Here is a 12,998-nt window from a genome sequence, read left to right on the forward strand (position 1 = left end):
ATGCGGAACATTTTAGCAATATGTCATTACTTCTTTCTATGTTCTGTGGATCTTTTTCATACGCTCTGCTTCTATTGATAAACCATCAACCATATGCATCAAACATATTTCAACTGATAATCTTTATTATTGCTTCGCTATTATGCGGTGGGATTTGGTTTCTCTGCGTGCATCTATTATTTGATCGTCACGGTTTCATTTCAGAACACAAATTCTTTCGCAAATTTATTTTTATCCTACCTGCGCTTCTGTTTTCGTTTTACTTCTCAATTTATTTCAAGCTATTTCTTAATACCTTTTCATAATCCAATTAAATAAACAGCCGCCCGGTATCCTACCCCCGAGCGGCCAATGCACAACACCAAATCTGGCAAAAGATAGGGCTGCTATGCCCTTTTATTGTAGCATATCATAAAATGAAAGGAAAGTGGTTTTATGCCGTACTGCGCTTATATCCGAAAATCCCGCGCCGATATGGAAGCCGAAACCCACGGCGAAGGGGAAACCTTCGCGCGGCATGAAAAAATATTGCTCAATCTCGCCAAGCAGAAGAAGATTTCTTTAACCGCTATTTATCGTGAAATGGTGTCTGGCGAAACCATTTCCGCCCGTCCTGTCATGCAGCAGCTTCTTGATGAAGTGGACGCTGGTATGTGGGACGGCGTTCTTGTAGTCGAAGTGGAACGCCTTGCACGTGGCGACACATCAGACCAGGGGCGTGTTCAAAAATCCTTCATGTACTCGAACACGCTGATTATAACACCCCTGAAAACCTATGATCCCGCGAATGAATTTGACCAAGAGTATTTTGAATTTGGCTTGTTCATGTCGCGCCGTGAGTATAAAACAATTAACCGCCGCCTGCAAACAGGTCGTGTATCCTCCATCCGAGAAGGCAAGTACCCCGGCAATGTTTGTCCCTATGGCTATGATCGCGAAAAGTTGAAAACAGAAAAAGGGTGGATTCTCGTTCCCAATCCCCAGCAATCCGAAATTGTCCGTTTAATGTTCTCATGGTTTACCGATCCGAACAATCACCTGAGCAGCTCCGCCATAGCGCACAAACTAAATGATATGCAGGTACCCACCAGTAAGGGCGGCGAATGGACTGTTTCAACTGTTTCTCGCATCTTAAAAAACCCTGTCTATGCCGGGTATATCATCTGGGGACGACGTGCATGCGTCAAGCAGATTAAAGGCGGCGAGATAGTCAAAAGCCGTCCATGGGCTGAGAATTACGAAATGTGCAAAGGTCTGCATGAACCTCTGGTCAGTCAAGAAGTATTCGACCTCGCCCAGCGCAGTTTTGCAGAAATGCCCACACGGCCCATACCCGGAAAACGCCCCTTCTGTAACCCCCTGTCCGGCCTAGTAGTGTGCGGCTGTTGCGGCCGTGTCATGCAGCGCCGACCGCATACCAATGGATACCCGGATTCTCTGCTCTGCCCGCAGCCCGGTTGTAAAACCGTCTCTTCCCCTCTCGCCTATATTGAAAACCTTGTCTTGGAATCCTTGGAAAAATGGCTTGAAGATTATAAGATTGACCTAACGCTCTTGCCTGTCAACCATATCGATCAAGAACTCAAAGTCTTAAAAAACAATCTGACCGCGCTGCAATCCGATTTTGCTTTGCTGGATACACAACAGAATCGGCTTTACACCCTCCTCGAACAAGGTGTTTATACCACCGCTATTTTCATCGAGCGCCAGCAGATTATTTCCACCCAGCGCGAAGAACTGCAAAAGAAAATCTCCGTTGCTTCGCAGCAGCTTGCCGATTTTGAGCACCAGCAATCTTCCAAAACGGAATTAGTTCCCCGAATCCGTCATGTTCTCGATGTTTATAAACTGACGGAATCAGCAAAGCAAAGAAACGAACTGCTTTCCTCTGTGCTTGAAAAGGTGGAATATCACAAATCAACCAACCTTCGGCACAGCTCCGACAGCGATTTACGCCTAGTCCTCTTCCCTAAATTCACTTCCTCACGCCCTAATGTATAACCTTCTTGTGCGAACGAACTTGCTCATATGGAAATGATTGGTGCCATCGTCTATCAGCTGACCCGCAATCTCACGCCCGAACAAATCATTGAGGGCGGCTATGATGCCTACTTCGTCGACCATACAACGGGCGTCTATCCGCAGGCCGCTTCCGGCGTACCGTTTTCCACTTCGACCCTCCAGTGTACCGGCGACCCTCTCACCGACCTGTTTGAAGATCTCGCAGCAGATGCTGCGATTGCGTAAGAGCAACCATTTCCCTGCCTGTTTGAAGATTTTACTGAAAATGCATTGACGATTCAAGCCAAATGGTATATATTGAAGATAAGCACATGTCAATTTCATAAGTGGTATCCGGGTGTCTCAACTCCGACGCAGGATTTGGGATGAAAAGGGAAGCAGGTGAAAATCCTGCGCTAAGCCGTAGCTGTAAAGGCGGAGCGGTTTCCAATATGTCACTGAAGAGCAACCCTCTTTGGGAAGACGGAAATCGTGCCGATGCCTGAGCCAGAAGACCTGCCCCGATATGACGCACAAGGAACCTCTCCGGACTTGAGAGGGTGCACGCTACTTTCGTTCAAACGAAATTACAGCCGCACCTCAACGCAGAGGTGCGGCTTCTCTTTACTATCTCTTTTACTATCATCATTTTGTTGCATTTCCTTGCGCACAATGATTTGACGGTGCTGCTTCACCTCGTCAGGCGGGAACGGATTCCAGCATCCCTTCCCGCCTGCTTTTTTGCCGCACCGGCGACATGAAAAAAACAGTCCTCCATGGAGGACTGTTTTTTTATTCGCGCACAATCAGCTGCCGATATTGCCGGTCTGACACGAGAAAGACCGCCTCTAAATCAGCATCCAGCAGCGATTCGCAGGGTGAATCGCTCTCATAGCGGACACAGGTGCCGCAGGAGGAGCTAATCTCCCGTGGCACGGGCGCCAGCCGCGCCGCAACGTTTGCCTGCTGCAGCGCGCGGTGCGAACGCAATGCGGATAAATGGGTATGAAAGGCTGCAAGGTATTGTGACATCGTCATGCCCCCTTTTATTTGGTGAGCGTCAGCTTATAGTCGCTGTTTTGCAGCTCGACCGTGACAGCGTAGCCTTGACTTCTGCCAAACCGCGTGACATTCTCCATCGAGCAGGCATTATCCACAAGCACTTCGAGCGTTTGGGGATTGGTTTTCTTAACTTCCTTCTGCACCATGATAACCGGCATGGGGCAGGCATAACCGCGAGCATCTACCATGTTTTCAGTCCTCCTTCGGTAAGTTTGCAATTGAAATGACGAGCAGCAGTACAAAACCAATGCCAACTGCCAGTTTTCCGTACGCGGTCGGGCCTTCGCCGGACGAAGCCAGGCCGAAATTATGGCACAGCGCCGCGCCGAACAGCATGCCGAGCACCGTCACGGCACTGTCACTGTTGCCTTCACCGGCGAGAATGAGCTGACGCAGCGGACAGCCGCTCAGCAGCACACAGCCCCAGCCCGCCAGCGCCATGCCGAGGAAGTTCCATAGTCCGTCGGTATGCGCAATGCTCTGCCCCGCAAAACCCGGGTGAAAGCTGCCGAGCGCCAGATTGCCGATCAGCACGGTGATAAAAATAGCGACAAAGCCATACAGCAGCTTAAAATCTCCGAACAGCATCACATCGCGCAGTCCGCCGACCATACACAGCCGCGACCGCTGCGCCGCCACGCCGATCAAGATGCCCGCACCCAGTGCCAGATACCAGATCGCGTGCTTTGCGCCCGGGCCTTCGGTGCTCGCCCGCAGCATAGAGGGAGCGAGCAGCAGCAAAAACAGTCCCGCCGTCACGGCTACCGGCAGCACGCCGCCCTCGGCGGACGGCAGCGGATACGCGCGGCGGAACGTAAACCCTCGTTTGAGGAACAGCACACCCACCGCAACGCCTGCGGCAAAGCCGGCAAGGCCGACCAGTGCGTTCCAGTCGCCGCCGCCGATGCGAAGCACCATGCGAAGCGGACAGCCGAGGAACATCAGTGCCCCCAGCATGACGAGCGCACCCAGCACAAACCGCAGCGCGGGCGAAGAGCCGCCCTGTGCGCGCCATTCTCGAAAGCCGCGCGCCGAGAGAAATGCGCCGAGGACGAGTCCGATGATTTCGGGCCGCAGGTACTGCACATTTGCCGCGCCGTGCAGACCAAGTGCACCTGCCGAGTCGCGCAGGAAGCAGGCAATGCACAGTCCCATATTCGCGGGATTGCCGCCCAGCGTCAGCGCAAGCGCCGCAAGGCCGACCATAATGCCGGCAATGACGACGCGCCAATCGATTCTTTTGTTTTCATTCATTGTGATAATTCCTTTATTTGTGATAGAATAGAGTTTGTATGATAGGGAAAGGAGAAACTTGCTTGCAAACGATTTATCTCGATCATGCGGCCACCTCGTTCCCCAAGCCGCACGAAGTTGCCGAAGCCATGACACGCTATGTGGAGACCGTCGGGGCGACCATCAACCGCTCGATTTACGGCGCGGCGCTGGAAGCAGAGCTTACGACGCTTGCTTTGCGCGAGCAGCTCTGCCGCCTGTTCGGACTGGACGACCCATCCTGCGTCATCCTTACTGCGGGCGCGACAATGGCGCTCAATCAGGCAATCAGCGGCTTTCTGCATCCGGGCGACCATGTTCTGGTCAGCGGGATGGAGCACAACGCCGTCATGCGGCCGCTCCTGCGTCTGCCGGACGTGTCCTGCACCCGTGTCCCCTGCGACCGCACGGGCAAGCTGGAACTCTCTGCCCTGCCCGCGCTCGTGCAGCCGAATACACGGCTGTTCGTGCTGTCGCACGCGTCAAACGTCTGCGGCACGCTACAGGATGCGGCTGCGGTGGGTGCGTTTTGCCAGTCGCACGGCATCGCCTTCGTGCTCGATGGGGCGCAGACAGCAGGGCATCTTGACCTTGATTTTGGAGCACTCGGCCTGTCCGCCCTCGCCGTTCCGGGGCACAAGGGTCTGCTCGGCCCGCAGGGCATCGGCGCACTGCTGCTGACGCGGGACTTTGCCGCGCAGCTCACCCCGCTGATTGCGGGCGGCACGGGCAGCGCGTCCGACGCTGAGGACATGCCCCCCTTCCTGCCCGATCGGCTGGAAGCAGGCACGCCCAATCTGCCCGGCATCTACGGCTGGCAGGCTGCGCTGACCGTGCTGGAGCAGCAAGGCATTCGAAACCGCCGCGCACGCGAAACCGCGCTGACCCGTCGCTTTTTGGACGGACTTGCCACCATTCCGGCGGTTTCTCTCGTCGGTACGCGTGATTTAGACGCGCGGGTCGGCGTAATCGCCGTCGATTTTCACCGACTGGACAACGCTGACGCAAGCGATCGGCTTGCCACCGAATACGGCGTACTCACCCGATGCGGTCTGCACTGCGCACCCGCCGCGCACCGAACGCTCGGCACATTTCCGCGCGGCGTGGTTCGCTTTTCGCTCGGATACACCACGACAGAAGCGGAAATCGACGCGGCGCTTGACGCGATTCGCGCCGTCAGCGCAGGCTGATACGCACCCCGTCCCGCGGTGCTTCGACCGTGCCGATGCGCTGCGCACAGGGCACGACCGCCGCAAGCTCATCAAGCAGTGCGTCCGCGTCCCCCGGCGCGACCGCCATCAGCAGGCCGCCCGAGGTCTGCGGATCGTAAAGCAAATCCTGCTTGGCAAGCGCGGTTTCGCCCGGGTCAACATACGGCTCGGCGAACTGCCGGTTGCGGTACATGCCCTCGGGAATCAGTCCCATCTCGGCAAACGAAACGGCCTCCTCCGGCAGGGAAATCTCGTCCACGCGGAGCGTGATGTGCACATCGCTTCCCTGCGCCATCTCGGTCAGATGTCCGAGCAGACCGAAGCCGGTCACATCGGTGCAGGCGTGCACCTCATAGCGCACCATTGCGTCCCGCGCGGCTTTGTTGAGCGTCGTCATCATCCGATACGCAAACTGTTCGCCCTCGTCAGAGAGCATTTCCGCCTTTTTTGCCGTCATCAGCACCCCGATGCCGAGCGGCTTGGTCAGCAGCAGCACGTCCCCCGGTCTCGCTCCGCTGTTTTTCAGCACGCGGTCGGGATGGACAAAGCCGGTGACGCTCAGGCCGTACTTGGGTTCGTCGTCCAGAATGGTGTGTCCACCCGTGATGAGCGCACCCGCTTCGTACACCTTGTCGTAACCGCCGCGCAGCAGCTCGTGCACCGCGCTTTGCGGCATGGAGGCAGGCACAGCCATAATGTTGAGCGCAAGCCGCGGCTCGCCGCCCATCGCATACACATCGGACAGCGCATTGGCCGCGGCAATCTGCCCGAACAGGTACGGATCGTCCGCAATGGGTGGAAAAAAGTCCACCGTCTGTACGAGCGCAAGCTCGTCCGAGATGCGATAAACCGATGCATCGTCGCTCTTGTCAAAACCGACGAGCAAATTGGGATCGTGGTGGACACGCAGTCCCTCGAGCAGCCGGGCCAGCGTGCCTGCGCCGACCTTGGCGCCGCAGCCCGCGCATTTGGCGAGGTTAGTCAGCCGAATTTCCTCTTCCATGTGGTTCACCTCCCCGTGAGCATCAAAATCGCCTCAAGCACGCCGCCGCCCACCGCGAGCGCCTTGTCCGACGCGGTAAAACAATGATCTTTCGCGCAGCGCGGGTCAATATCGCCGCTTTTCATACCCGCGTGAACGGGCGTGGCGTCGGGCAGGATGCCGCGCAGTACACCGTCAATGGTGCACTGCATGGGGGTATCGTCCACCATGCCCGCAATCTCGCCCGCCTTTACCTCGTCCCCAATGCAGCGCACGGGACGAAACAGGCCGTCCGTCGGCGCACGCAGCACGCGCTCGGTCGTGAATCCGCCGATGCTGCCGGGCACGCCGGTGTTGGGTGCGGCGCTCCCGCTCGTCAGCACACGGCCCAGATAATGCCCGCGCTGTGTCTCAATCACGGCATGGCAGTCCACGCCCGCGGTAAACCCCGGGCCGACGCCGATCACGACCGGCGCATCCGAAATTTTCGTGCCCAGATTGCGCTTGGCGAGGATTGCGTCAACCACCGCATCCGGTCGGAGCGCGGCAATGCAGCTACCCTCCGCGTCGGCGAGCACCGGGATGGTGCGGCGGTTCAACGCCGCTGTGATTTTCTGCAAATCGCGTGCTAAAACGCCCTCTACGCCCTCCACCGTCGTTTTTCCGCACCGAATGGCTTCGGAAAAGCACACCGTGCGGCGAATGGCGGTCGGATGCGGCAAATCGGTCATCACCACGTCAAACTGCGCGCGGTGCAGCCGCAGGGCGATCCCGCTGGCCAAATCCCCCGCTCCCCTGATTAAAATAAGCATTCCCATTCCTCCTTTTGCAGCGCTCCGCCAACTGTCGGGCAGTGCAGCAGCCGCGCAAGCGCCTGCGCCTGTATACGGTCAACTGCCGTTTCGATTTGATTGATGAACACACGGTCATGCAGTCCCTCGGCTTTGAGCAGATGCGCCACGATTTCCGGCGTTGCAATGTCCTGTTCGCTGCAGCCTGCTCGCGCGGCATACAGCGCGGGGCGGTGTGCAGCCTCTGCAATCGGTCTGCCCAGACCCGACGCGCCGAGCACCAGTATGGTCTGCCCGCACGCGGGCGGGATAACCGGCTCATGCGCATCGTGCGCCTTGAGCGGCAGACCACGCGAGCCGTCGGCCTCAATGAGCACATAGTCGGCCAGCGTGCACAGCCTTGAAACGGGCAGGCTGGGCGCACTAAGCTTGGCGTGCCGATCCATCGTGCCGATGCAAAGCTGTCGGTGCGTACCAAGCACGGCCGCAATCGCTTGCTCCTCCGCGCCGAGCAGCACGGGGATGTGCGACGGCGGGAAAATGTGTGTGGTCGTCAAAATAAGGACGGTGCCGCGTGCGGCAAGCTCCCGCCCCAATGTGTAAAGCAGGGTGGTCTTTCCGCCGCCGCCAATCAGCGCGGTCGCTCCCCTTTGAATTTTCAGCAGGTCACAGCAGTGCAAAGCGGTCCTTCTTTCCCCTCGTCATTCTTGTACAAGAATAACGCTTTTGCCCCGCAAAGTCAAAGGCAAATTTGTATAGATGCATAACCTTTGCCAAATTCATGCCTTATTACTTGCGCAGCAGCGGGGGATTTGTTATGCTTTAGTCGTTTTGAAACGCGAATGGAGGGAAAACAGCACGCATGAAACACAGAAAAATCATCGGGCGGCTGTGGCTGCTGCTCATCGTGGTCATCGTATCGTCCTTATGTATCGGCCGCTACGCCGTGCCGCTGACCGAGCTCGGGCGCATCCTGTTTGGCCTGCCCTCAGGCGGGGATGCGACGATGACGACTGTCATCCGGAACGTGCGTCTGCCGCGCATCCTGCTCGCAGGACTGATTGGCGCGGCGCTCTCGGCAGCGGGCGTGTGCTTCCAGAGCGTGTTCCAGAACCCCATGGCGTCGCCTGATATTCTGGGCGCGTCCTCGGGTGCGGGACTCGGCGCGGCGCTCGGTCTGCTGTGCGGACTGTCGGCGCGCGGCGTGATGCTCAGCGCGTTTGTCTGCGGCATCGTGACGATTGTCGGGGTTTTTCTCATCGGCGCACGTGCGCAGGGCAAGCAGGTGGTCAACCTGATTCTGGCGGGTATTATGGTCGGTTCGCTGTGTAATGCGGGCATTTCCTATATCAAGCTCGTCGCTGACCCGACCAATCAGCTGCCCGCCATCACCTACTGGCTGATGGGCAGCCTTTCGGGCGTCAAATGGAGCGATTTGCAGTTTTTCGCGCCCTTCATCGCGGTGGGTGCGGTGCCGCTGCTGCTGCTTCGCTGGCGGATCAACATCCTGTCGCTCGGCGACGATGAAGCGCGCACCATGGGAGTTTCGACCGATCGGCTGCGGTGGCTGGTCATCTGCTGTGCCACACTGCTGACGGCGGCCTGTGTTGCGGTCTGCGGTATGATTGGATGGGTCGGCTTGGTCGTGCCCAACCTGTGTCGGCGGCTGGTCGGCAATGATGTGCGGGTGCTGCTGCCGTCCGGCCTGCTGCTCGGCGCAAGCTTTCTGCTGATTGTGGACAACGTTTCCCGTTCTCTGCTCGCAACCGAAATCCCCATCGGCATTCTGACGGCGTTCATCGGCGCACCGTTTTTCCTCTGGATGCTGATGCGAAAGGAGAAACTATGATACAGGTAGAATCGCTTTCGGTCGGCTACGGCGCACGGCAGGTGCTGCACGACATCTCCTTTTCCGCGGCGCAGGGCGAGCTGCTGGCCGTGCTCGGGCCGAACGGCGTAGGCAAAACAACGCTGTTTCGCTGCATGCTGGGACTCAAAGCGCCGACCGGCGGCCGCGTACTGCTTGGCGGCGACGATGTACGGCAGCTCAGCGCACGCGAACTGGCCGACCGCGCGGCCTACATTCCGCAGAGCCATTATCCCGCCTTCCACTACACCGTGTATGATATGGTGCTGATGGGCACGGCGCACGGTCTTTCTCCCTTCGTTTCGCCCGGCCGTGCGCAGCAGAAACAGGCTGAGCAGGCACTGGCACGGCTCGACATAACTGCGCTCGCCGACCGATACTATACCCAGCTTTCGGGCGGGCAGCAGCAGCTGGTGCTCATCGCCCGTGCGCTTGCCCAGCAGGCGCGGATTTTGTTCATGGACGAACCCGCGTCCGGTCTGGACTTCGGCAACCGCATCAAGCTGATGAGGCAGGTGCGGCGGCTGACCGGAGAAGGTTATACCGTCGTTCTCTCCTCCCATGATCCGCAGACTGCGCTGACCTACGCCGACCGGGTGCTCGCGCTCCATTCAGGCGGTGTGCTCGCCTGCGGTACGGCGCGGGAGGTTATCACCGAAGCGACCATGGGTGCGCTGTACGGCGTGCCGTTTGAGCTGCTGGACGGCCGTGTGATTGTGCCAAAGGGGGCGGAATAATGTTCGCTTGGACGCCTGAGCGGTTGCGGTTTCGGGTGGATGCGGCACGTTTCGGCTCATTTTACCGTGAAATCGCGCTGGAAATTGCGGCGCGGGTGCCCGCTTCCACCCATATCTGCGACGCAGGCTGCGGGACGGGCGATTTGGCGCGTGCGCTTGCCGCATCCTTTGCTCAGGTGACGGCGCTCGACCATGATTCGGCGGCGCTCCGCGCCCTGCGCGAGGACTGCCCCCCGAATGTGACGGCGCTCTGCCGTGATGCGCTGACCGACACCCCAAGCGTACGGTATGATGCAATGGTGTTCTGCTTTTTCGGCAGCGTGGCAGAGATTCTTTCGGCCGCCAAGCGTCAGTGCAACGGCACGGTGATTGCGATCAAAAAGCAGGGCGGCGCACACCGTTTTTCGCCGGGCTGTGTACAGGCGCGCCGCGACTCGCTGCAAACACTTGAAAATGAGCTTGCGGCGCGCGGCATTGACTACACCTGCGTGCGCCGCACACTCGACTTGGGGCAGCCCTTTCGCACGCTGGAGGACGCAGTACGGTTTTTCCGCCTGTACCACCGCGGCGGGGATGAATCCACTGTCTCATCCGAGCGGGTGGCGGCGCTGCTGCGGCCGATCGACCATTCGGAATTTCGTTATTACTATCCTGCCGAAACCTCGGTCGGGTTGTTATTTTTCAATTTGGAGGAATAAAAGATGAAAAAACTCAAGCAATTACTGGCACTGACCCTGTGCTTTGCGGCCCTGTCCGGCTGCGGACAGCCTGCCGCATCCCAAACGCAGGACACGCCCCCCGCTGCCTCGCAGACGGCGCAGACCCGCTCGTTCACCGATTCGGTCGGCCGCACGGTTGAGCTGCCCGCCGAGATTTCCAAGGTCGCGGTCACAGGCACGATGGCACAGATCGTCGTGTTTTCGCTCGCACCCGACCGCATGGTCGGCCTGTCCGGCGCATGGGAAGCGCCTGAATATTTCGCCGAGCAGTACCAAAACCTGCCCGTTTTGGGGCAGCTGTACGGCGGCAAGGGCGAAATGAATCTGGAAGAGCTGCTCTCCGCCGCGCCTGACGTGGTGATTGATGTGGGCGAACCCAAGTCCACCATCGTCGAGGATTTGGACGGACTGTCCCAGCAGACCGGCATCCCCTTTGTGCACATCACCGCAACGCTCGAAACCATGCCCGATGCATACCGCAAGCTGGGCGAACTGCTGAATCTGTCCGACGAGGCCGCCGTGCTTGCCGATTACTGCCAGACACAGTATGAGCGTTTTCAGGCGCTGTCGGAAAAGGTGGACAAGAAGCGCGTACTGTATGTGACGGGAGAATCCGGCCTGAACGTCATCGCCAAGGGCTCGTACCACGCCGAGGTGCTTGATTTGCTGACCGACAACGTCGCCGTGGTCGAAGAGCCCTCCTCCAAGGGCACGGGCAACGAGGTGGACGCCGAGCAGATTCTCAAATTCTCGCCCGACGTGATTCTGTTTGCACCCGATGCCCCGTATGCAACGGCAAAGCAGCTCGCTTATGCCTCGGTTCCGGCGATTGCAAACGGTGCGTACTATCAGGTGCCGCACGGACCTTACAACTGGCTGGGCTTCCCGCCCTCGGTGCATCGCTATCTGGGCATGCTGTGGATGGGCACTGTGCTGTATCCCGATCAGGTCGATTATGATTTGTACACCGAATGCGCCAAGTTCTTTGAGCTGTTCTATCACACCGAGCTGACACAGGAGCAGTTTTCCGCGCTGACCGCAAATTCGATTGGACAGCAGGGCTAAGCGATGAAAGAACTGTTTTCCGCGATTCTTTCCCGCCTTGACGCGGGAGAAAACGCGGTGCTCTGCTGCATCCTCGCCTCCTCCGGCTCAACGCCGCGCGGGGCAGGTGCAAAAATGGCCGTCTTTGCCGACGGCACAGCGCTTGGCACGGTCGGCGGCGGCGCGGTCGAGCAGCACGCGGCCGCACAGGCGATGGCGGTGCACGAAAACGGCCGCGGCTGCGTCAAGGGGTACTCGCTCGCGCCCGGTGAGGCGGGTGACATCGGCATGATCTGCGGCGGCAACGTCACCGTGTATTTCCGCCTGTTCGCCCCTGCCGACCGCGCCGAGGTGCAGGGCATTATTGACCAGTGCGGCGTCTCGCGGGACAGCTGGCTCGTTTACGTGCTGCGCGGCGGTGAACTGACCGATTTCACGGTGTGGACCGACGCACCCGCGCGTCCCCTGTCGATTGACGCGTCACTCGTTCGCCCGCTGCTCGGCGCACGGGCAGTCTACCGGAAGGGTGACCCGGCCATCTACGTCGAGCCGCTCGTGCGGTGCGGACGCGCACTGATTTTCGGCGCGGGGCATGTCGCACGGGCGCTCGCCCCTGTTCTGAGCGGCATCGGCCTGCCGGTTCTGGTCTTCGATGACCGTGCACCGCTTGCCGATCCCGCCTTTTTCCCGACCGCCGAGCAGGTGGTGTGCGCCCCCTTCTCCGACCTTTCGCAAACGGTGTCCATCGGTGAGGGTGACGCGGTCATCGTCATGACACCGGGGCATGAAGCCGACTTCGAGGTGCTTGCGCAGGTGCTGTGTACGCCTGCGGACTATGTCGGCTGCATCGGCAGCAGACACAAGGTTGCGCGCACCAAGGAGCGCCTGCGGCAGGCCGGTATTGGGGAGCAGGACATCGCCCGTCTGCACTCCCCGATTGGTCTGAACATCGGCGCGGAGACGCCGGCCGAAATCGCCATCAGCATCGCCGCGGAGCTCATCGCACACCGCGCGGGATACGAGCGCGATATCGGCTGGGCGACGGCCGAATCCTGACTTCCTACGTTTTCAACCCCGTACTGCGGCATACTTCCCCTTGCCTGCCACATACCTTATAAAGAAGGATGGTGAGTGCCGCATGGGAAAGCCGCCGGTGCAGATTATTTGCGACAATGTGTTCCAAAGCGGCACGCCCGAGGAACGTTCCATCCGCCTGACTGACACCTTAGCCGTGCTGATTGACCGGCTTGAGCAGGACGAACAGACCGTTTAAATGGCATACAATCCTTTTCCGACAGGGGGATCTCCCCAA

General features: G+C 58.9%; 14 protein-coding genes, 1 pseudogene and 1 riboswitch. Of the genes and pseudogenes, 9 read left to right on the top strand and 6 right to left on the bottom strand.

Annotation, left to right across the window (positions count from 1 at the left end):
* Positions 1 to 435 precede the first annotated feature (435 nt).
* Together QOX26_RS01325 and QOX26_RS01330 are read left to right on the top strand one after the other, a co-directional pair.
* Positions 436 to 2,001, top strand: a complete 1,566-nt coding sequence (locus QOX26_RS01325) for a recombinase family protein (RefSeq protein WP_283673083.1) — start codon at positions 436 to 438, stop codon at positions 1,999 to 2,001.
* 15 nt (positions 2,002 to 2,016) lie between these two features.
* A pseudogene (locus QOX26_RS01330) lies at positions 2,017 to 2,232 on the top strand (manganese catalase family protein); the annotation flags it as partial.
* 108 nt (positions 2,233 to 2,340) lie between these two features.
* Positions 2,341 to 2,539, top strand: a riboswitch (cobalamin riboswitch).
* A 254-nt stretch (positions 2,540 to 2,793) separates the two neighbouring features.
* On the opposite strand, the gene QOX26_RS01335 reads toward QOX26_RS01330, so the two are convergent.
* The 3 genes from QOX26_RS01335 to yedE are packed head-to-tail and all read right to left on the bottom strand — an operon-like array spanning position 2,794 to position 4,317.
* Positions 2,794 to 3,033: a DUF3343 domain-containing protein gene (locus QOX26_RS01335; protein ID WP_283673084.1), complete on the bottom strand. Its 240-nt coding sequence runs from the start codon at positions 3,031 to 3,033 to the stop codon at positions 2,794 to 2,796.
* Between the two features lie 14 nt (positions 3,034 to 3,047).
* Positions 3,048 to 3,251: a sulfurtransferase TusA family protein gene (locus QOX26_RS01340; RefSeq protein WP_283673085.1), complete on the bottom strand. Its 204-nt coding sequence runs from the start codon at positions 3,249 to 3,251 to the stop codon at positions 3,048 to 3,050.
* Positions 3,252 to 3,255: 4 nt separating this feature from the next.
* A complete protein-coding gene (gene yedE, locus QOX26_RS01345) occupies positions 3,256 to 4,317 on the bottom strand; it encodes a YedE family putative selenium transporter (protein ID WP_283673086.1) in 1,062 nt (353 codons plus the stop codon).
* A gap of 62 nt (positions 4,318 to 4,379) precedes the next feature.
* On the opposite strand from yedE, the gene QOX26_RS01350 reads away from it, so the two are divergent.
* A complete protein-coding gene (locus tag QOX26_RS01350) occupies positions 4,380 to 5,525 on the top strand; it encodes an aminotransferase class V-fold PLP-dependent enzyme (RefSeq protein WP_283673087.1) in 1,146 nt (381 codons plus the stop codon).
* Here QOX26_RS01350 and selD read toward each other — a convergent pair.
* From selD to yqeC, 3 genes are read right to left on the bottom strand one after another with little or no spacing between them, the layout of a single operon-like run.
* The gene (gene selD, locus QOX26_RS01355; RefSeq protein WP_283673088.1) at positions 5,512 to 6,549 is read right to left on the bottom strand and encodes a selenide, water dikinase SelD; all 1,038 of its coding nucleotides are present in this window, start codon (positions 6,547 to 6,549) and stop codon (positions 5,512 to 5,514) included. The genes QOX26_RS01350 and selD overlap by 14 nt on opposite strands.
* A gap of 5 nt (positions 6,550 to 6,554) precedes the next feature.
* Positions 6,555 to 7,340, bottom strand: a complete 786-nt coding sequence (yqeB, locus tag QOX26_RS01360) for a selenium-dependent molybdenum cofactor biosynthesis protein YqeB (RefSeq protein WP_283673089.1) — start codon at positions 7,338 to 7,340, stop codon at positions 6,555 to 6,557.
* Positions 7,328 to 7,999 (bottom strand): selenium cofactor biosynthesis protein YqeC, encoded by a 672-nt coding sequence (yqeC, locus tag QOX26_RS01365; protein ID WP_283673090.1) that lies wholly within the window; start codon positions 7,997 to 7,999, stop codon positions 7,328 to 7,330. The genes yqeB and yqeC overlap by 13 nt, the downstream gene beginning before the upstream one ends.
* A 182-nt stretch (positions 8,000 to 8,181) precedes the next feature.
* Here yqeC and QOX26_RS01370 point away from each other — a divergent pair, with 182 nt between their 5' ends.
* The 6 genes from QOX26_RS01370 to QOX26_RS01395 all read left to right on the top strand — a co-directional run bounded on the left by QOX26_RS01370 (position 8,182) and on the right by QOX26_RS01395 (position 12,959).
* Entirely contained in the window at positions 8,182 to 9,168 is a 987-nt protein-coding gene (locus QOX26_RS01370) for a FecCD family ABC transporter permease (RefSeq protein WP_283673091.1), read from the top strand.
* Positions 9,165 to 9,923, top strand: a complete 759-nt coding sequence (locus QOX26_RS01375) for an ABC transporter ATP-binding protein (RefSeq protein WP_283673092.1) — start codon at positions 9,165 to 9,167, stop codon at positions 9,921 to 9,923. Before QOX26_RS01370 ends, QOX26_RS01375 begins: the two co-directional genes overlap by 4 nt.
* Positions 9,923 to 10,621 (top strand): class I SAM-dependent methyltransferase, encoded by a 699-nt coding sequence (locus QOX26_RS01380; protein ID WP_283673093.1) that lies wholly within the window; start codon positions 9,923 to 9,925, stop codon positions 10,619 to 10,621. Before QOX26_RS01375 ends, QOX26_RS01380 begins: the two co-directional genes overlap by 1 nt.
* A 3-nt stretch (positions 10,622 to 10,624) precedes the next feature.
* Positions 10,625 to 11,707 carry an ABC transporter substrate-binding protein gene (locus QOX26_RS01385; protein ID WP_283673094.1) on the top strand — a complete coding sequence of 361 codons (1,083 nt, stop codon included), beginning with the start codon at positions 10,625 to 10,627 and terminating at the stop codon, positions 11,705 to 11,707.
* Between the two features lie 3 nt (positions 11,708 to 11,710).
* Positions 11,711 to 12,742: an XdhC family protein gene (locus QOX26_RS01390; RefSeq protein ID WP_283673095.1), complete on the top strand. Its 1,032-nt coding sequence runs from the start codon at positions 11,711 to 11,713 to the stop codon at positions 12,740 to 12,742.
* Between the two features lie 82 nt (positions 12,743 to 12,824).
* A complete protein-coding gene (locus QOX26_RS01395) occupies positions 12,825 to 12,959 on the top strand; it encodes a hypothetical protein (protein ID WP_283673096.1) in 135 nt (44 codons plus the stop codon).
* Positions 12,960 to 12,998 lie beyond the last annotated feature (39 nt).

The organism is Butyricicoccus sp. Marseille-Q5471, assembly GCF_951230135.1.
In the GTDB taxonomy this organism is placed as follows: Bacteria; Bacillota; Clostridia; order Oscillospirales; family Butyricicoccaceae; genus Agathobaculum.

Excerpts from the sequence above, each read along its gene's own strand:
- QOX26_RS01325 (WP_283673083.1), top strand. The coding sequence starts at position 436 with ATGCCGTACTGCGCTTATATCCGAAAATCCCGCGCCGATATGGAAGCC.
- QOX26_RS01335 (WP_283673084.1), bottom strand. The coding sequence starts at position 3,033 with ATGTCACAATACCTTGCAGCCTTTCATACCCATTTATCCGCATTGCGT.
- QOX26_RS01340 (WP_283673085.1), bottom strand. The coding sequence starts at position 3,251 with ATGGTAGATGCTCGCGGTTATGCCTGCCCCATGCCGGTTATCATGGTG.
- yedE (WP_283673086.1), bottom strand. The coding sequence starts at position 4,317 with ATGAATGAAAACAAAAGAATCGATTGGCGCGTCGTCATTGCCGGCATT.
- selD (WP_283673088.1), bottom strand. The coding sequence starts at position 6,549 with ATGGAAGAGGAAATTCGGCTGACTAACCTCGCCAAATGCGCGGGCTGC.
- yqeB (WP_283673089.1), bottom strand. The coding sequence starts at position 7,340 with ATGCTTATTTTAATCAGGGGAGCGGGGGATTTGGCCAGCGGGATCGCC.
- QOX26_RS01370 (WP_283673091.1), top strand. The coding sequence starts at position 8,182 with ATGAAACACAGAAAAATCATCGGGCGGCTGTGGCTGCTGCTCATCGTG.
- QOX26_RS01375 (WP_283673092.1), top strand. The coding sequence starts at position 9,165 with ATGATACAGGTAGAATCGCTTTCGGTCGGCTACGGCGCACGGCAGGTG.
- QOX26_RS01380 (WP_283673093.1), top strand. The coding sequence starts at position 9,923 with ATGTTCGCTTGGACGCCTGAGCGGTTGCGGTTTCGGGTGGATGCGGCA.
- QOX26_RS01385 (WP_283673094.1), top strand. The coding sequence starts at position 10,625 with ATGAAAAAACTCAAGCAATTACTGGCACTGACCCTGTGCTTTGCGGCC.
- QOX26_RS01390 (WP_283673095.1), top strand. The coding sequence starts at position 11,711 with ATGAAAGAACTGTTTTCCGCGATTCTTTCCCGCCTTGACGCGGGAGAA.
- QOX26_RS01395 (WP_283673096.1), top strand. The coding sequence starts at position 12,825 with ATGGGAAAGCCGCCGGTGCAGATTATTTGCGACAATGTGTTCCAAAGC.